This is a genomic window from Actinoplanes sp. NPDC004185 (assembly GCF_053603475.1).
In genome coordinates, this window is the sequence record NZ_JBSGFR010000002.1 from 142958 (window position 1) to 161006 (window position 18049).

The following is an 18049-nucleotide window of genomic DNA, read 5'->3' on the forward strand; positions in this document are numbered from 1 at the left end:
CCTTCACGTGGAACAGACAGTGGAGTATGCCCACGCGACGGGGCTGCTGAGCGGAATCTGGCTGCTGGTGGCCATCCCGCTCGCCAGCGCCACGGTCCTGCTGTTGCTGGGCAAAAGGGCTGACAAGTGGGGGCACTGGCTCGGCGTGCTGGCGGTCGCCTCGACCTTCGTGCTGGGCCTGCTCATGTTCTTCCAGCTCGCCGGACTGAAGGCGGATGCGCGCTCGGCCGAGCAGAGCCTGTGGGACTTTATCGCGGTCGGCCGGCTGCACGTCGACTTCGGGTTGCTCTTCGACCCGCTGTCCGGTGTCTTCGTCCTGCTGATCACCGGGGTCGGCTCGCTCATCCACCTCTACGCGGTGGGTTACATGGAGCACGACGAGGGGCGGCGGAAGTTCTTCGCCTACTTCAACCTCTTCGTCGCCGCGATGCTGCTGCTGGTCCTGGGCAACAACTACGTGATGCTCTACTTCGGCTGGGAGGGCGTCGGTCTGGCGTCGTACCTGCTGATCTCGTTCTGGTACACCCGGCCGTCGGCGGCCACCGCCGGCAAGAAGGCCTTCCTGATGAACCGGGTCGGCGACGCCGGCCTGGCCATCGGCATCTTCCTGCTGTTCGCCACGCTGGGCACCACCCAGTACGACGAGGTCTTCACCGGCGTCGGCGCGCTGTCCGGCGCCACCATCCTGGTGCTGGGCATCCTGCTGCTGCTCGGCGCGGCCGGTAAGTCCGGCCAGTTCCCGCTGCAGGCCTGGCTCCCCGACGCGATGGAGGGCCCGACCCCGGTCTCGGCCCTGATCCACGCGGCGACGATGGTCACCGCCGGCGTCTACTTGATCGCCCGGTCCAACCCGATCTTCTCGGCGAACACCACGCTGCAGACGATCGTGGTCAGCGTCGGTGCGCTCACCCTGCTGATGGGCTGCATCATCGGCGCGGCCAAGGACGACATCAAGCGCGTCCTGGCCTGGTCCACGGTCAGCCAGATCGGCTACATGTTCCTGGGCGTCGGGCTGGGCGGCGGGGCGTACGCCCTGGCGATCATCCACCTGCTCGCGCACGGCTTCTTCAAGGCCAACATGTTCCTCGGCGCCGGCTCGGTCATGCACGGTATGCACGACCAGGTCGACATCCGGCGCTTCGGTGGCCTGCACAAGTACATGAAGTGGACCTGGCTGACGTTCATGATGGGCTGGCTCGCCATCATCGGCATCCCGCCGCTGTCCGGCTACTTCTCCAAGGAGCCGATCATCGCGGCGGCCTTCGAGCGCGGCGACTGGACCTCCTGGCTGTACGGCATGGCCGCCCTGATCGGCGCGGGCCTGACCGCGTTCTACATGACGCGCCTGTTCGTGCTGACCTTCCACGGCCCGGAGCGGTACACCGAGGACAACAAGCATCCGCACGAGTCGCCGCTCATCATGACCGTGCCGCTGATGCTGCTGGCCCTGGGCTCGATCGGGGCCGGCTTCCTGATGGCCAGCAGCGTGCCGGACTGGCTGGAGCCGACCTTCGGCGCCGAGGCCGTGGAGCACGAGGCGGTCATCCCGCACGCGCTGATCACGGTGCTGTCGCTGGTCGTCACGGTGCTGGGTGCGGGTCTGGCCTGGGCGCTGTTCCGCAACGGCACGGCCAAGGAGGAGCAGCCGGCCGGCGTGCTCGTCACCGCGGCCCGCCGCAACCTCTACACCGACGCCTTCAACGAGGCGGTCTTCGAGCGGCCCGGCATCTACCTGACCCGCGCGCTGGTCTTCCTCGACAACAAGGGCATCGACGGTGCGGTCAACGGCCTCGCGGCCGCTGTCGGCGGCAGCTCGGGTCGCCTGCGCCGGCTGCAGACCGGTTTCGTCCGCTCGTACGCGTTGTCCATGCTCACCGGCGTAGTCCTGGTCGTCGGTGCCTTCCTCGCAATCCAGTTGGGATGGTTGGCGTGACCGACTTTCCGTTCCTGTCCATCCTGACGCTCTTCCCCCTGGTGGGGGCGGCGGTGGTGGCCTTCATCCCGAAGACCAGGGGCCAACTGGCCAAGACGATCGCCCTGGGCTGGTCGCTGGCGGTGCTCGCGCTGAGCATCGTCATGTGGATCGTGTTCGAGGCGGGCGGCGACCGGTTCCAGTTCCGCGAGTCCTACCAGTGGATCCCCACCTGGGACGCGCGCTTCACGTTCGCGGCCGACGGCATCGCACTGGTGATGCTGATGCTGATCGCGATCCTGGTGCCGATCATCATCCTGGCCTCGTGGAACGACATCGACGAGACCCAGCGGTCGGTGCCGGTCTACTTCGCGCTGCTGCTGGCGCTCGAGTGCACGATGATCGGCGTCTTCGCGGCCGCCGACGTGTTCCTGTTCTACGTGTTCTTCGAGGTCATGCTCGTGCCGATGTACTTCATCATCGGTTCGTTCGGCGGTGCCCGGCGGCAGTACGCGGCGGTCAAGTTCTTCCTGTACTCGCTGGTCGGCGGTCTGTTCATGCTGGCCGCCGTGATCGGCCTGTGGGTCGTCGGCGGGCACACGTTCGACTGGCAGAAGCTGAGCGACGTCTCGGCGGCGTTCGACACCAACACCGCCCGCTGGCTGTTCCTGGGCTTCTTCATCGCGTTCGCGGTCAAGGCGCCGTTCTTCCCGTTCCACACCTGGCTGCCCGACGCCGGTGTCGCCGCTCCGGCGCCCGCCGCCGCGCTGCTGGTCGGTGTCATGGACAAGGTCGGCACGTTCGGCATCCTGCGCTACTGCCTCTCGCTGTTCCCGGAGGCGTCACGCTGGTTCGCCCCGGCGGCGCTGGTCCTCGGCGTCATCGGGATCATCTACGCCGCCCTGCTCGCGGTCGGCCAGCATGATCTGAAGCGGCTGGTGTCGTACACGTCGATCGCCCACTTCGGCTTCATCGGCATCGGCATCTTCGCCTTCACCACCCAGGCCGGCACCGGCTCGGTGCTGTACATGGTCAACCACGGCCTGGCCACCGGCCTGCTGTTCCTGGTGGTCGGCATGTTCGTGGCCCGCCGCGGCTCGGCCCTGGTGAGCGACTTCGGCGGGGCCGGCAAGCTGGTCCCGGTGCTGGCCGGTGTGCTGTTCTTCGCCGGTCTGGCCTCGCTGGCCCTGCCCGGCACGGCGCCGTTCGTCAGCGAGTTCCTGGTGCTGATCGGCACCTTCACGGTGCACAAGGTGTACGCGGTGATCGCCACCGTGGGCATCATCCTCGCCGCCGCGTACGTGCTGTGGATGGTGCAGCGCACCACGCAGGGCACGCTCAACCCGATGCTGGTCGCGGTCCCGGCGATGCACAAGGACATCAGCCTCCGCGAGAAGATCGTGGTCGCGCCGCTGATCCTGCTGCTGCTGATTCTCGGCTTCTACCCGAAGCCGGTCACCGATGTGATCAACCCGGCGGTCGAGGCCACCATGCAGGACGTGGGCACGACCGACCCGGCGCCGACGGCGGTCGCAAACGGAAAGGTGGCGCCGTAGCCATGGACGACCTCCAACTACCCGCGATCAACTACGGCGCCCTGGCGCCGATGCTGATCCTCTTCGGAGCGGCCTGCCTCGGCATCCTGCTCGAAGCGGTGCTGCCGCGCGGCCGGCGCAACGGGGTCCAGCTGACCCTCGCCCTGGCGTCGCTGGTCGCCGCGCTCGTCGCGGTGATCCTCGTCCGGAACACCCGCACCGTCACCATCGGTGGCGCGGTGGCGATCGACGGTCCGACACTGTTCCTGCAGGGCAGCATCCTGCTGCTCGGCGTCGTGTCGCTGCTGCTGATCGGTGAGCGAGCGGTCGAGAACGGCGGCGCGTTCGTGTCGCAGGCGGCGCTCACGGTCGGTTCCGAGAAGGACCTGCGGCAGGCGGGCAGCGACCCGGGCAGCACCGAGGTCTACCCGCTGACGATCTTCTCGCTGGGCGGCATGCTGCTGTTCGTGGCAGCGAACGACCTGCTGACGATGTTCGTCGCGCTCGAGGTCCTGTCCCTGCCGCTCTACCTGCTGTGCGCGCTGGCGCGGCGTCGTCGCCTGCTCAGCCAGGAAGCGGCCCTGAAGTACTTCCTGCTCGGCTCGTACGCGTCGGCGTTCTTCCTGTTCGGCGTGGCCCTGATCTACGGCTTCGCCGGCGCGGTCGACCTGGCGTCGATCCACGCGGCGGTCGCCGACCCGGTCCGCAACGAGGTGCTGCTCTTCGGCGGCCTCGCCCTGGTGGCCATCGGCCTGCTGTTCAAGAGCGCGGCGGCGCCGTTCCACGTGTGGACGCCCGACGTGTACCAGGGCGCGCCCACCCCGATCACGGCGCTGATGGCGGCCTGCACCAAGGTCGCGGCCTTCGGGGCCCTGCTCCGCATCCTCTACGTCGCCTTCGACGGGGTCCGCTGGGACTTCCAGCCGGTCCTCGGCGCGATCGCGATCCTGACGATGCTGACGGGCGCGATCCTGGCGGTGACCCAGACCGACATGAAGCGGCTGCTGGCGTACTCGTCGATCGCCAACGCGGGCTACCTGCTGGTGGGCGTCCTGGCGCTCAACAAGGAGGGCCTGTCCAGCACGATGTTCTACCTGGTGGCGTACGGCTTCTCGGTGCTGGCGGCATTCGGCATCGTCTCGCTGGTGCGCGACGCGGACGGCGAAGCAACCCACCTGTCCCGCTGGGCCGGCCTGGGCCGCCGCAACCCGCTGTACGCGGGCGCCTTCTCGTTCATCATGCTGGCCTTCGCCGGCATCCCGCTGACCAGCGGCTTCACGAGCAAGTTCGCAGTCTTCGGCGCAGCGATCGAAGGCGGCCAGACCTGGCTCGTCATCGTCGGCGTGATCACGAGCATGGTGCTGGCCTTCCCGTACCTGCGGGTGATCGTGATGATGTGGCTGTCCGAGCCGGGCGAAAGCACCCCGACGGTGTCGATCCCGGGCTTCCTGACCTCGGCGGCGCTGGTGATCGGCGTGATCGTGACGCTGGCGCTCGGCGTGATCCCGGCCCCGCTGCTCGACCTGACCAACGACGCGGCGCAATTCGTCCGGTAGCGAGGGAATCGTCGGTGGCAGCCCCGGTCGGATTCGTTCCGGCCGGGGCTGCTCGCTGTCTGCGGCTCAATTTCAAGATCAAGTTCAAGGTCAAGAGCTTGATGTCGTGCCTGGTTGCATGGTCCTGACCGTCGCTCCCGCCGAGACCGGGCGGGGCCACCCAATCGCCTGGCGGCTCATGAACGGGCGGCCCCACCCTGCCAGGTCCGTGCTCCAAGAAACCCCCGGTGGTGCGGCCGAGGGCCGGTCGCCAGATCTTGGTGGGTCTTCGCGATGCCGACCTCCCTTGCGGGGGCCGTGCGGGGGGAGTAGCCGGCGGTGTTCGTGATCTGAAAGCGGGGATGCAGAATGCAGCGGGGCGTCGCGGGGAGAGCCGTGAAGAAGGCGACTTACAGTCGCCCCGTTGGGCGGGCTTGCCTCCCGCACGAGCATCTGCGGCGGGCCGCCCGGATGCGCTCGGACCCAGATCCGCGTTGCGCCCAACTGCCGCACTTCCGCCGCTGCGTCTCGTGCTCGCGCGCAGCTAGTCCCCGCCCCGCGTGGTCAGACAGCCAGCCCTCGCCATCCGGCGGCCGCAACCGCGCCGCGGCGTCTCGTGCTCGCGCGTGCCGCGTGCGCGCTCGTTCCCGCCCTGCGTGGCCGGGCGGCCAGCGCTCGCTATCCGGCAGCCGCCACCGCGCCGCGGCGGCTCGCGCGTGCCGCGTTCCATGTGCCGCGTGCGCGCTCGTTCCCGCCCTGCGTGGCCGAACAGCCAGCCCTCGCCATCCGGCAGCCGCCACCGCGCCGCGTGCCCGCTCGTTCCCGCTCCCGCGTGCCCGCTCGTTCCCGCTCCCGCGTGGCCCGGCCAGCCAGCCCTCGCCATCCGACTGCCGCTGCCGCGCCGCGGCGTCTCGTGCTCGGGCGTCCCGCGTGCCCGCTCGTTCCCGCCCCGGGTCGCCATACAGCCAGCCCTCGCCATCCGGCAGCTGCCGCTGGGCTGCTGCGCCACAATGGCCGCGCTGCTGCCCCGCCAACTCGCCCTATAGCGACCAGCAAGGCAATCCGAGCTTCAACAAGCGCAGCCGCGCCCCCTTCCGCATGTGTGGGCTGGCCGCACCGCGCGCATCACGGCCGTCAAGGCCGGGCGGCTCCCCAAGCGGCCAGGCCGCGGCTCAGGCGGTGTGCCATCTTTGCCGGAGGGCGGTGATTTCGCCCACCCTGGGCGGCGACCCGGCCGGTAGCCGCCTGATCAGCGGGAGTGGGCACCTACGTCCTGGCCTGCGCGGAGGGGACTTTTCCGGATCCGTACCCTCAGGTTCTTTTTGATCTTGCTGGTGGGACCCCTGAGCCCGCCCGGGTCGGGGTCGTATGGCATCGTGAAAGTGTGGTGAGCACCCGGGACAGCGCGCTGACGTCGTTCGGCCTCGACATCGACCCTGCGGTCGACGCGTCGGTGTCGGCGACGCTTGCCGCTGTGGAGGATGCGCTGCGCAGCAATGTCGCCAGTGCCGATCCGCTCGTGGCGGAGGCCGCCCGGCATCTCATGGATGCCGGCGGCAAGCGGTTCCGGCCGCTGCTTCTCGCGCTCGGCGCGCAGATGGGCGACCCGACCCGGCCCGAGATTGTCCCGGCCGCCCTGGTCGTCGAGCTCACCCACCTCGCGACGCTGTACCACGACGACGTCATGGACGAGGCCACCGTGCGGCGCGGTGCCCCGAGCGCCAACGCCCGCTGGGGCAATTCCGTGGCGATTCTCGTCGGCGACTATCTCTTCGCGCGGGCGGCCGACATCGCTGCCTCGCTCGGGCCCGAGGCGGTGCGGCTGCAGGCGCGGACGTTCGCCCGGCTCGTGCACGGGCAGATCGCCGAGACCGTCGGGCCGCGCGGTTCCGATCCGATCGAGCACTACCTCGGCGTCATCGCCGAGAAGACCGCGTCGCTGATGGCGACGTCGGCGCGGTTCGGCGGCCTGTTCTCCGGCGTCACCCCCGAGCAGGTCGAGGCCCTCACCGGGTACGGCGAGACGATCGGTGTCGCCTTCCAGCTCTCCGACGACCTCCTCGACATCGCGTCGGAGTCGGTGCAGTCGGGCAAGACGCCGGGCACCGACCTCCGCGAAGGTGTCCCGACGCTGCCGGTCCTCTACGCCCTCGCCGGCGACGACACCGATGCCTCCGCCGTCCGGCTCCGTGAGCTGCTCTCCTCCGGGCCGCTGGTCGACGACGCCCTGCACGCGGAGGCGCTCGGCCTGCTCCGCGAGTCCGGCGCGATGAAGCGGGCCCGCGAGACCGTCCGGACGTACGCGGAGGAGGCCCGGTCGCAGCTCGCGCCATTGCCGCAGGGCTCGCCGCGCCAGGCCATGGAGTCCCTCTGCGACTTCATCGCCGACCGCACCAGCTGAGCCGCTCACGCACCGCTCGCGCGAGCTGAGTGAGCAAGCCCCGCCCACACCGCAGGCGTGCCCGTTCGGGGCGTCAGCCGCCGTCTCAGGCCACCGCCGCACGGTCCGCGTGCCGTCGCAGCATGCGGCTCCCGAGCACCATGGCCCCGGCCGCCCACACCATCGCGATCCCCGCCACCGTCCACATCGTCGGGTAGCCGGCCGCCGCGGCCAGCGCCCCCAGCCCCAGCGGCCCGATGCACCCGCCCGCATACACGCCGGTCTGCGTGATGGACGTGGCTGCCGCCGGCGCCTGCGGGTGCAGCCGGACCACCGCGAAGTTCATCAGCCCCGGCCACGCCCAGCCGAGCCCGAAGCCCAGCACGACCCCCACGATGAGCGTCGCCGTGTTGAGCACCGCGAGCATCGCCAGGCCGCCCGCGCCCACCGTGAGCATGGCTGCGATCACGCTGATCTGCCGGTCCGGCATGCGGTCGGCCAGCCGGCCGCCGACGATCCGGGCGGCGATCCCGACTGCGCTGCCCAGCGTCAGAGCCAGCCCGGCCGGGGCGGGCGCGATGCCGTCCGCGACCGCCGAGTCGACCAGGAACGTGCCCAGCGCGTTCGCCGAGCCGGCCGCCAGTGCCGCGCCGATGCCGATCACGATCAGCGCCGCCGTGGCGCGTTCGCCGCCTGCTGTCTTCGCCGCCCGGCCGTCGTCGCGTTCGACCGGGACGAGCCACAGCGCGGCGACCGCGCCGGCTGCGGCGAACACGAACGCCCACCGCCATCCCAGGGTCAGCGCCACCACGGGTACGGCCGCGCCCGCGAGCAGCGAGCTGACCGGGATCGCCGCCTGTTTCACGCCGAACGACAGTCCTTGCCGCCGGACCGGTACGTGCCGGGACAAGGTGGTGTTGCTCGCCAGCTGGCCCATGGCGTTCGCGCCCGCGCCCAGGGCCAGGATCGCGATGAGGCTCCACAGTGAGCGGGCCGCGACCGCGATCGTCAGCAGGGACGCCGCCGCCAGCGCGATGCCGGCCCGGGCGATCGTGGTCGAGCCGTAGCGTTCGACGAGCGCGCCGGCCGGCACGGACGCGAGGGCGCTGGCGCCGAAGTAGGCCGAGACCGCCAGCCCCAGACCTGCCGGGCTGAATCCGAGTTCGTCGCTGATCTGGACGGCAAGACCGCCGACGAGGAATACCGGAACCGAACAGGCGATGGTGGTGGTGAGGGCGCTTGTCACGGCCCGTCGCGGGGTTACCGCATTCGCGCTGGTCGCGGCGGTTCGGGCGGGCGTGATCGGTGGTTCGGCCATCAATCGGAGAGTATGCCCGGACCGGCGCCGGCCAGGACGGTGAGTGTTAATGACCACACGTCGCGTAGATATCAGTCATGGTCGACACGCTTCAGGCATTCCGTCGGAGGAAGATTATTCATATGGTGTAAGTCCCCGGCGTCGGAGGTGGCTGTGCGCGACCCCCTGGCGGAGCCGTCAGATCTCATCCGGAGCGTGTCACGCGCCTTGCGTGTACTCGAATCGGTGGGTCGGGCCCCGCGCGGACTCACCGTGAAACAGATCGCTCGGCGATGCGAGCTGACCGTTGCGACGACGTATCACCTTGTCCGTACCTTGGCGTACGAGGGCTATGTGATCCGTCGCGAGGACGGCACCTACATCGTCGGTCTGGAGATCGCGGATCGGTACCGTGAACTGGTCTCCGCCTTCCGCGGGCCGCCGTCCGTCGGTGAGGCGCTGCGCCGGGCCGCGGTCGAGACCGGTTACAGCCACTATCTGGGCCGCTTCGTCGGCGGCCGGATCGCGGTGACCGCGTCCGCCGAGGGCGCCCGGTCGCCGTTCATGGACGACATGGTGCCCGGCTTCGACGAGGGCGGTCACGCCACCGCGCTCGGCAAGGCGCTGCTCGCCACCCTCACCGCCGACCAGCGCGCCCGCTATCTGCGCGACTGGGGCATGCGGGCGTTCACCCCGGCCACGCTGACCTCGCCGGAGGCACTCGAGGCCGACCTGGCCGCCGGCGAGCGCCGCGGGATGCAGCTGGAGATGGGCCAGTTCCGCCAGGGCCTGGCCTGCGCCGCGGTCAACGTCGTCGCCGACCGGGACATGGAACGCCGACTCGTGCTGGCCTGCGCCCTGCCGGCCGCCGAGATGCTGACCTCGGCCCGGGTCGTGCGGGCCAAGCTCACCGCCGCCGCCCGCAGCGTCGCCGAAGCCCTCTCCGCGGGGGACGCCGCCACCGCCTGACCTGCTGAACTGCCGCCTCGTCCACTCCGTTGAACCGCCCGACCCGACTGCACGTAGTACGGGTTGGAACGCGCGGAGGAGGTCGGCAGGCTTGGAGGATCAGGATGCCGAGCTCTTGCGGGCGCTGCAGGACGAGCACGGGGAAGCACTGTTCGCGCACGCCGTACGCCTCTCCGGGGGCGACCGGCAGCGGGCGGAGGACCTGGTGCAGGAAACGCTGCTGCGGGCCTGGCGCTACCCGGAAGCGCTCGACCCGGAACGCGGCGCGGTGCGGTCATGGCTGTTCACCACCGCGCGCAACCTGGCTATCGACGCCTGGCGACGCCGGTCGGTCCGGGTGGGCGAGGTGGTCACCGACATGATTCCCGAGCCGCCGCCCAGCGCGGACGAGGCCGACCGGGCCGTGGAGGCCTGGACGGTCGCGGAAGCCCTGGGACGGCTGTCCCAGAGTCACCGCGAGGTCCTGGTGGAGTGCTTCTACCAGGGGCGTTCGGTGGCCGAGGCCGCCGCACGGCTGGGGGTGCCGCCCGGCACGGTCAAGTCGCGCACGCACTACGCGCTGCGTTCGCTGCGCCTGGTTCTGGACGAGATGGGGGTGACGGGATGAGATGCGACCACGAGCACGACGACGGCGCGTACGTCCTCGGCGCCCTGTCGCCCGCCGAGCGCGCCGCCTACGAGCGGCACCTGGCCACCTGTTCCTTCTGCCGCGAAGCCGTGGCTGACATCGCTGTCCTGCCCGGCCTGCTGGGCCGGCTCGACCCCGACGACTTCGCCAAGCTGCTCGCCCCCGACCTGCCGCCGCCGCGGACCCGGCGCAACAGCATGCCGGACCTGGTCATGGCCGCGCAGTCGACGCGGCGCGAGGAACGCCGCCGGGTCCGCTGGCGGGTGCTCGGCTCGGCGCTGACCGCGGCGTGCCTGGCGCTGGTCGTCGGCATCGGCGCGGTGTTCTGGATGGGCCGCGGTGCCCCGCCGGACCCGTCGGTGCCCGGTCCGACGGTCGCGATGACCCCGGCGAACGAGCGGGTGCCGGTGACCGCCCGGATCAACCTGGCCTCGGCCGGGGGCGGCACGCGGATCAACCTGATCTGCTTCTACAACGGTGACAAGGCGTCCGAGCCGTACACGATCCGGCTGATGGCGTACGGGCCGGACGACGAGAGCGAGCAGCTCGGCTCGTGGACGGCGTCACCCGGCAAAGAGGTCAAGATGTCCGGCCTGACGCACTTCACCGGAGGGACGCTCTCCCGGCTGGCGCTGGTGCGTACGGATGACCGGACCTTGCTCTCCTACGACGTGCCCTGACGGGCTCCGCTCGTCAGCGCGGCGGAAGCGCGGTGGCCGGCTCGGCGGTGGCGGCCGCTGAGGCGGCCGCCGTCCTCCCTTTGGCGGCGGCCCGGGCGCCCCGCAGGCCGTCCACGGTGAAGATGATCAGCGCGACCCAGACCAGCGCGAAGCCGGCCAGCCGGGCCGGCGGCATCGGCTCGTGGAAGAGCAGCACCCCGCAGGCGAGCTGCAGGATCGGCGCGACGTACTGCAGGATGCCGATGCCGACCAGCGGCACCCGGTTGGCCGCGGCGGCGAAGAGCATCAACGGTACGGCGGTGGCGACGCCGGCCAGCAGCATCAGCACCGTGTGCCAGGCCGACACATGCCCGAACTCCGCGCCGCCGGTCGCGTTCAACCAGCCCAGGTAGCCCAGCGCGGGGAGCGCCAGCACGGCCGACTCGATGAACAGGCCCTCGGCGGGCGGCAGCGCGAGCCGCTTCTTGATCAAGCTGTACGACCCGAAGCTGGCGGCCAGTACGAGCGCGATGTACGGCAGGTGCCCGTAGTCGACGGTCAGCACCGCGACGGCCAGCGCGCCGAACCCGATGGCGATCCACTGCCACAACCGCAGCCGTTCCCGCTGCACGGTCACGCCGAGCAGCACGACGACCAGCGGCGTGATGAAGTAGCCCAGCGCCGTCTCGACCACCCGCGAGGAGTTGACCCCGTAGATGTAGGTTGCCCAGTTCACGCCGATCAGCACGGCGGCGAGCGTGATGCCGCCGAGCAGCCGGCGGTCGCGCACGATGCGGCCGAGGAAGCGCAGATTGCGCATGGCGAGCAACACGAGGCTGATGAACACCACCGACCAGATCACCCGGTGCGCGAGGATCTCCAGCGGCGGGGAGGGTGCGAGCAGCTTGAAGTAGATCGGGAAGAAGCCCCACAACGCGTACGCCGTGAGGCCGTACAGATAGCCTCGCCGTTCCTCGCCCATGCGCTCACCGTAAGTTGCCGGCGCCGGGTCCGCTCCTTGCTTATGTTGTAGCTCACCAGGCCAATCGGGCGGTGGCGGCCCGCGCCGGGCTCAGTCGTCGCCGCCGTCCGGGACCAGCATGTTGAGCACCCAGCTCACGACGCCGACCAGCAGGGCGCCCAGGATCGCGCTGGGCCAGAAGTCGTCCACGTGGAACGGCAGGTCGAACTGCCCGGCGATCCAGCTGACCAGCAGGAACAGCAGGCCGTTGATGACCAGGGAGATGAGCCCCAGGGTCAGCACGTAGAGCCCGCAGCCGATGGTCTTGATGATCGGGCGCAGCACCGCGTTGACGATCCCGAAGATCGCCGCGACGGCGAGCAGCGTGCCGACCCGACCCCCGAGGGAGTCCGTGGTGAGGCGGATGCCGTCGATCACCACGGTCGCGATCCACAGCGATACGGCGGTGATGACCAGCCGGATGAGGATGCCCATGGCACGGGATGGTGCCATGCCCGGGCCACCCGGCGGGGCGACACTCCACGATCTTGTCCAGGTCGTTGCGCTTGATCCACCGGCGTCGCTCGCCCGGCTCGGTCAGCCCACCGGCTGAGCCGGTTCTGGGTCGGCCGGGTCTGGGCCGGCCGGGTCCTGGATCAGCCGCGCACCGGTGGTCCGATCAGCTGGGCCTCGATCGGGGTCTGGGAGAGCACGGCCCAGCGGACCGCGCGCCGGTTGATCACCCCGACCATGTCGGCGCGGATCTGGGTCAGCCACTTCGCCGCCTCGCCCAGCCCTAGGGCCGCGCCCACGAGGGTCGCCTCCTCCGGGCGCAGCGGCTGGACGAGCAGCAGGTCGGCCCGGGACGCCGCGTCGGCGTCGGCCGGGCTGAAGTCGTCGCGGACCACCAGCGTGGCCTGCCAGCCGGCGCCCGGGCGGTTGTCCGCGCCCACCGGGCCGATGTCGACCACCACGAGCAGCGGGTGCAGCGCCGAGCCCGGCGGGATCTCCACGGCCCGGCCCGGCGGGATGACCGCGATCGCCTCACCGGGGACCGCCGCGCCCCGGATGAACGGCTCCCACGCCTGGGGGCGCGCCGTCTGCACGACCACCCGGGCGCCCAGGGCCATCGCCCGCAACGCCACCAGCTGGGCGCAGCGCACGCCGCCGACCAGCAGCGCCCGGGTCTGCTCCGGCCGGAACAGCCGGGCGATCACCGGCTCGCCCTTGCGGTTGCTGCCGATCATCAGGCCGGCGTTGCTGATGGGGAGCTGCAGGTCGTCGAGCAGGTCGGTGCGGGCCACGTCGGGGCTGGGCCGGCCGGGCAGCCCGGGACTGGTCGGGATGCCCAGCGGCAGGGTGGCGGTCAGGCCGTCGAGGTGCTCGCCGTCCAGCCGCCGGGCAGTGGCGTGCTCGCCGGCCAGCAGCTTGCGCAGCGCCTGGGTGGCGAAGGAGAGAGCCGCGGTGTCGGGGGCGGCGAGCCGGACGGTCAGGTCGGTTGCTGTGTCCGTGCCGGTGGCGGAGCGTGGGCCGACGCCGAGCGCGACCGTCGTCGCGGCGGCCGGCAGGGTCAGCATCCGGGCGACCAGCCGGCGGGAGGTCTCGATGCGCAGGTCGGGCCAGCGGCCCAGCCGGAACGTGGCCTGCGTGAGGCTGCCCACGCGGAGGCCGGGCCAGGTCTCCTGGGCCGCGCCGATGCTGTCGTCGTGGGCCAGCTCGGCGACGACCCGCAGGGCCGCGGCCTCGCCGAGCGGCCGGGCCGGCGTCGGGCCGAGCCGGCGCAGCAGCTTGCGCACCAGACCGGACAGGGCCCGTCGGAGGTCCTCCTCCGGCCAGCCCTCGGCGCGCAGCACGCGCACGGCCAGCAAGGCCCGGCTGTGGCCGAGCAGGCGGCCATCGGTGAGCTGACGGTACGAGTTCGCCGGGGTGCCGCCGCCGGCCCGCAGCGACGGGGCCGGCGCCCCCACGAGGATGAGCTGGAGGCGGCACGGCGGGTGCTCGGCGCCGGTGGGCGGCAGCAGGCCCGCGGGCGACGGCAGGATCACCGTCTCCTCGGCGAGCAGGCCGTTCGGGTCGCCCAGCTCCAGCACCGCGGTCAGGCCGTAGCCGTCGACGATGACCGCGGCCGGGTCGCCGGCGAGCTCGGTCTGCTCGATGCGGGCGCCGGGCGCGACGAACTCGAGCAGGGCAGCCGGACCGTCCGTGGCCGGCGCGGTGTGCCGGCGGCCGGCGAAGCGCATCGCCGTGCCGAGCCATTCGAAGGCCCAGCGACCGCGCAGCCGCAGCCACGTCACGGCCAGCAGCACGATTGCCACGAAGGCCGCGGCCGCGAGGGCGATCGGGCCGTTCCGGGCGCCGACCAGTAAGGCGACCGCTGCCACCTGGGTGCTGACCCACTGACCGGTGCGTATACCGAACAATCGTCCATGTCGGACACGTTGGTTGCGTACCTTGGGCAGCCGCTCGCCCGCGCCGCTCAGCTCGGGGAAGTCCCGGCCACCCACCAGGTCTGCCGTCACCGTCGCGCCCGCCTCTCCCTGAATCGCTGCCTGAGCGGCCTCATCGTATGGCGCGCGCCGCGTAAGCAGGGGGCGGCGTCGATATCCACAGGTTGTCCGACGGGGCTACCGTGGCCGCGTCCGGCCCGTTACCCTCAGCGACGCCAGTGAATGAACGGCAGCTCAGGGGCGCCCCCCACCGGTGTGCGGGAGCAGTTAATCTGAGGGCCACGTCAGCGCACCCGGGCTCGTCCAGCAGGGCTCGTCCAACGGGACTCATCCATACCGGACCCGGTGCGAGACAGACGATCAAGAAAGCGGGGTGACGTCCGGGGTGTCCGAGACGACGCAGGCAAATTCCGGGGACATGGCGAAGGTCGCCGGTGAGTTCGACCAGGTCAACCAAGATCTGACCAGAATGCTGAACAAGCTCATGAACGAGCTTTCCGTGCTGCAGACCGCCTGGGTCGGCAGCGGTGGCCGGGCGTTCGAGTCCGTGAAGAACCAGTACCAGCAGGACCTCGCGCAGCTCAACAAGGCCCTCGCGGACACCGCCGAGTCGATCAAGACCTCCGGCAGCGGCTACCAGACCTCCGACTCCTCGGCCGCCAGCATGGTGACCAAGTCCGGTGGCGGCGGCGTCAGCCTTCCCCTCTAACTCCGACCTGGAAAGGAGCACGACATGAGTGACGGTCTGCTTCGCGTCAACTTCAGTTCCCTGGCTCAGGCCGGCGTCGACATCAACAAGGCTGTCAACGAGCTCGACACCAAGCTCGCCCACCTCGACGCCGTCGCGCGTCCGCTGGTGGACACCTGGGAGGGCAAGGCCCAGACGGCGTACCACCAGCGTCAGCTGAAGTGGACGAATGCCGCCACCGACCTCAAGAACATCCTCCGCGACATCCAGGGTGCCGTCGAGCAGTCCGCGCAGGACTACGCGACGACCGAGAGCAACGCGGAGAAGCGCTTCCTCTGAGTCCCCGAGGCGCCCATCTCGCGGCACGGCCGGGACGTCCCGTTCCGGCCGTTTCCGTGTCACCGGACAGGTCGGCTACCCCGGGTCATCGGACAGTATCGCTGCGCGACACAATCATGCTCTGACGGGCACCGATGACGCCGCTGGACACCTTCTCGGCTGTATGCGTACAGCCGCCCATTGTGATCGTGGCCTGACCTTGTAGGTTGTACGCGTTGAGATGGCCCGTTCGCCGCGAAGGGAGAGGTGGACGTGACCGAGTGGGAACCGGCTACGGACGCCGAGATCGCGATGCGCAACGCACTGCGCACCGACGATCAGGAGTCCTACTTCCGCATTCTCGCCGGTGTCGACCTGCTCCTTCCGGTCTCGGCGGACGCCCTCGCCGGCCTCGCCCCGCTCGGCTGGGGCACGTGGAGCACCGGCGGCCGTACGCACGTCCTTGCCTTCACCTCGCCGTCGGCGCTGCAGGCCTGCCTGGCCGACTACACCGGCTCGGCCCGCCGCGTCGCGTACGCGGAACTGGCCGACACCTGGCCAAACCTCGAATGGTGGCTGGCGGTCAACCCCGGCCTGCCCATCGAGGGATACCTGCCGGCCTGGTTCGTGGCCCAGCTCTCCCGGGGTGACCTGCGCCTGCCGACCCGTGGACCGGGCCCGGCCGGCAGCAACGCCCCGAGCCGCATCCAGGACCTGCACGCGGCAGCGACCCTGGCGGCGACTGCGGCGGCTCAGGGCTACAACGCCTCGGCCTATGCGGCTCCGGCGTCCGGCGGGCCGATCCAGGGCAGCCCGGCGCCTGCGGCCGCCTCTTCATACAGTGCTTCGGGCTCTGACGCTGCCGGCTCCGGCGACGCCTCATCTGGCGGTCCGGGCTCGGGTGGCTCGCCCTATGGCGGTTCGGGCTCGGGCGGTCCGGCTTATGGCGGTTCGGGTCCTGCTGGTCCGGCCTACGGCGGTTCGGGTCCTGCTGGTCCGGCCTACGGCGGTTCGGGTCCTGCTGGTCCGGCTTACGGCGGATCGGGCCCAGGCGGTTCGGCTTATGGCGGTTCCGGCACGGGCGGATCGGGCGCGGGCGGGTCTGGTCCGGGCGGGTCTGGTCCGGGCGAGTCTGGTCCGGGCGGGTCTGGTGCTGGTGCATCCGGTTCGGTTGATCGCGGGTCCGGTGGTTCGGCCTATGGCGATCCCGGGGCCGGTGATTCGGGTTCTGGTCGTTCGGCTCATGGCAACGCCGCCTCGGGTGCTCCCGCTTACGGTGGTCCGGGGTCCGGTGGCGCGGCCGTAGCCGGACCGGCTGGGCCTGGGGCGTCGGCGGGTTCCGGATATGTCGGCGGGACCACCGCTGGGAGCCGATACCCCGACTCGGCCGCTGGGCAGCCGGCCGACGCCGGTTCCGGCGGGCAGGTCGGTCCGGGCGGGCTGCCGCTGCGGACGCCGGGTGCCGTGCTGCCGAGCGGGCTTCCCTCCCGCGTGCCGGGCACCCCGGCCGGTCAGGACGGTGGCATTCCCGGCGGGCAGTTCAACGGCTTCGGCACGTCCGGCGGTGCTCGTCCGGCCCAGCCGGGTGGCTACCCCGACCAGCCCGCCGGCTACGTAAATCAGGCCAGCCCCGGCGTGCAGGAGCCCCGGGCGTTCGCGGGGGAGCCCGGCGGGTCCTCGATCCAGGGCGGCGGCGCGCGGTCTGCCCCCGTCCAGACGGGTGGGTCCGCAGCTGATGTGCCCGCTGCCTACCGGCCACCGACCCTGCCCCCGAGTGACCCGGCACGGGCCGGCAGCTCCGGCATCCCTGCACGGTCTGCTTCTGCACCCAGTGCGCTTGACGCCCTGGGCAGCCGCGGTGGCGCCCCGGCGAGTTCCGGCAATGCGCCCTCGACTGCCTCGCAGCGGCCGGACTCGCCGCTGCCCACGCGAACCCCGATGGCTCAGACGCCACCCCTGCCCGCCCACATCCCGCCGCCGCCGGACACCGACGACGCGACGCCGGATCAGCCGGTCGTGGGCGGCGCCGGAGCGATCTCGGCCAAGCTCGCCGCGCGTGACGGCGCGGTCTCCGCCAAGCTCGCCGGTCAGGCTGCCGCCAAGGAGGCAAGCTCCACGCCGGCCACCGCGGATCGGGCGGAGCAGGGTGCCGACGACCAGAGCAAGGGCCCGGGTGGTCTGCCACGCCGCCAGGTCACGCCGCCCGAGGAACGGCCCTCCTCCATGGCCGCGGCCGCCCAGGCGCTCGCCGGGAACCGCAACCCGGCGGCCACCCAGCCGTCGACCACCCAGGCGCCCTCGACCGGGCCGGCCACCGGGAATCAGCCGGGTGGTTCAGGCCAGTCGCAGCCCGGGCTGGCCCCACCGGTCATCCCCGGCGCGGGCGGTGCCGGCCGGTCCACGACCGTTCCGGCCGCAGCGGCACGCCCCACCATCCCGCCGGCATCGACTGATCAGCGGCCGGGAACGCCGGGCTCGGAAGATCAGCGGTCCGCCAGGCCCGGCTCCACGGACCCGTGGGCGACCACGCCGGGATCGACTGATCAGCGTTCGGCTACGCCGGGATCCGGGGATCAGCGTTCGGGCATGCCGGGTTCGACCGATCAGCGTTCGGGCATGCCGGGTTCGACCGATCAGCGTTCGGGCATGCCGGGTTCGACCGATCAGCGTTCGGGCGCGCCGGGTTCGACCGATCAGCGCTCGGCCGTCCCTGCACCCGC

General features: G+C 71.3%; 14 protein-coding genes and 1 pseudogene. 10 read left to right on the top strand and 5 right to left on the bottom strand.

The genetic code is table 11. The features are described from left to right. The first annotated feature begins 7 nt into the window (after window positions 1-7). From nuoL to ACWEOZ_RS02825, 4 genes are all read left to right on the top strand, one after another. Complete coding sequence (gene nuoL / locus ACWEOZ_RS02810; protein WP_451909047.1) at window positions 8-1933, top strand: NADH-quinone oxidoreductase subunit L; 1926 nt, start codon at window positions 8-10, stop codon at window positions 1931-1933. After that, complete coding sequence (locus ACWEOZ_RS02815; RefSeq protein WP_451909048.1) at window positions 1930-3468, top strand: NADH-quinone oxidoreductase subunit M; 1539 nt, start codon at window positions 1930-1932, stop codon at window positions 3466-3468. The genes nuoL and ACWEOZ_RS02815 overlap by 4 nt, the downstream gene beginning before the upstream one ends. A gap of 2 nt (window positions 3469-3470) precedes the next feature. Beyond that, a complete protein-coding gene (gene nuoN, locus ACWEOZ_RS02820; protein WP_451909049.1) occupies window positions 3471-5003 on the top strand; it encodes an NADH-quinone oxidoreductase subunit NuoN in 1533 nt (510 codons plus the stop codon). Window positions 5004-6390: 1387 nt separating this feature from the next. Further along, window positions 6391-7383, top strand: a complete 993-nt coding sequence (locus ACWEOZ_RS02825) for a polyprenyl synthetase family protein (protein ID WP_451909234.1) — start codon at window positions 6391-6393, stop codon at window positions 7381-7383. A gap of 85 nt (window positions 7384-7468) precedes the next feature. Here the strand turns inward: ACWEOZ_RS02825 and ACWEOZ_RS02830 are convergent, their stop codons facing one another. Then, the gene (locus ACWEOZ_RS02830) at window positions 7469-8680 is read right to left on the bottom strand and encodes an MFS transporter (RefSeq protein ID WP_451909050.1); all 1212 of its coding nucleotides are present in this window, start codon (window positions 8678-8680) and stop codon (window positions 7469-7471) included. Between the two features lie 153 nt (window positions 8681-8833). Between ACWEOZ_RS02830 and ACWEOZ_RS02835 the strand changes: the two genes are divergently transcribed. From ACWEOZ_RS02835 to ACWEOZ_RS02845, 3 genes are all read left to right on the top strand, one after another. Further along, window positions 8834-9628, top strand: a complete 795-nt coding sequence (locus ACWEOZ_RS02835) for an IclR family transcriptional regulator (protein WP_212989640.1) — start codon at window positions 8834-8836, stop codon at window positions 9626-9628. A gap of 91 nt (window positions 9629-9719) precedes the next feature. Beyond that, a complete protein-coding gene (locus ACWEOZ_RS02840; protein WP_212989641.1) occupies window positions 9720-10235 on the top strand; it encodes a sigma-70 family RNA polymerase sigma factor in 516 nt (171 codons plus the stop codon). Beyond that, window positions 10232-10936 carry an anti-sigma factor family protein gene (locus tag ACWEOZ_RS02845; protein WP_451909051.1) on the top strand — a complete coding sequence of 235 codons (705 nt, stop codon included), beginning with the start codon at window positions 10232-10234 and terminating at the stop codon, window positions 10934-10936. Before ACWEOZ_RS02840 ends, ACWEOZ_RS02845 begins: the two co-directional genes overlap by 4 nt. Before the next feature lie 13 nt (window positions 10937-10949). Here ACWEOZ_RS02845 and rarD read toward each other — a convergent pair whose 3' ends face one another. The 3 genes from rarD to eccE form a co-directional block, all read right to left on the bottom strand. Next, window positions 10950-11897: an EamA family transporter RarD gene (rarD, locus tag ACWEOZ_RS02850; protein WP_451909052.1), complete on the bottom strand. Its 948-nt coding sequence runs from the start codon at window positions 11895-11897 to the stop codon at window positions 10950-10952. Between the two features lie 90 nt (window positions 11898-11987). After that, window positions 11988-12371, bottom strand: a complete 384-nt coding sequence (locus tag ACWEOZ_RS02855) for a phage holin family protein (protein WP_451909053.1) — start codon at window positions 12369-12371, stop codon at window positions 11988-11990. A gap of 161 nt (window positions 12372-12532) precedes the next feature. Continuing rightward, window positions 12533-14395: a type VII secretion protein EccE gene (gene eccE / locus ACWEOZ_RS02860; RefSeq protein ID WP_451909054.1), complete on the bottom strand. Its 1863-nt coding sequence runs from the start codon at window positions 14393-14395 to the stop codon at window positions 12533-12535. A 313-nt stretch (window positions 14396-14708) separates the two neighbouring features. On the opposite strand from eccE, the gene ACWEOZ_RS02865 reads away from it, so the two are divergent. From ACWEOZ_RS02865 to ACWEOZ_RS02875, 3 genes and pseudogenes are all read left to right on the top strand, one after another. Next, window positions 14709-15032: a WXG100 family type VII secretion target gene (locus ACWEOZ_RS02865; protein ID WP_451909235.1), complete on the top strand. Its 324-nt coding sequence runs from the start codon at window positions 14709-14711 to the stop codon at window positions 15030-15032. 24 nt (window positions 15033-15056) lie between these two features. Further along, window positions 15057-15350 carry a WXG100 family type VII secretion target gene (locus ACWEOZ_RS02870; protein WP_360550923.1) on the top strand — a complete coding sequence of 98 codons (294 nt, stop codon included), beginning with the start codon at window positions 15057-15059 and terminating at the stop codon, window positions 15348-15350. 252 nt (window positions 15351-15602) lie between these two features. After that, window positions 15603-16007: pseudogene (locus tag ACWEOZ_RS02875) on the top strand (SseB family protein); the annotation flags it as partial. Between the two features lie 1409 nt (window positions 16008-17416). Here ACWEOZ_RS02875 and ACWEOZ_RS02880 read toward each other — a convergent pair. Further along, entirely contained in the window at window positions 17417-17644 is a 228-nt protein-coding gene (locus ACWEOZ_RS02880; RefSeq protein ID WP_451909251.1) for a hypothetical protein, read from the bottom strand. Between the last annotated feature and the right edge of the window lie 405 nt (window positions 17645-18049).

Excerpts from the sequence above, each read along its gene's own strand:
- ACWEOZ_RS02830 (WP_451909050.1), bottom strand. The coding sequence starts at position 8,680 with ATGGCCGAACCACCGATCACGCCCGCCCGAACCGCCGCGACCAGCGCG.
- ACWEOZ_RS02855 (WP_451909053.1), bottom strand. The coding sequence starts at position 12,371 with ATGGGCATCCTCATCCGGCTGGTCATCACCGCCGTATCGCTGTGGATC.
- ACWEOZ_RS02845 (WP_451909051.1), top strand. The coding sequence starts at position 10,232 with ATGAGATGCGACCACGAGCACGACGACGGCGCGTACGTCCTCGGCGCC.
- rarD (WP_451909052.1), bottom strand. The coding sequence starts at position 11,897 with ATGGGCGAGGAACGGCGAGGCTATCTGTACGGCCTCACGGCGTACGCG.
- ACWEOZ_RS02870 (WP_360550923.1), top strand. The coding sequence starts at position 15,057 with ATGAGTGACGGTCTGCTTCGCGTCAACTTCAGTTCCCTGGCTCAGGCC.
- nuoN (WP_451909049.1), top strand. The coding sequence starts at position 3,471 with ATGGACGACCTCCAACTACCCGCGATCAACTACGGCGCCCTGGCGCCG.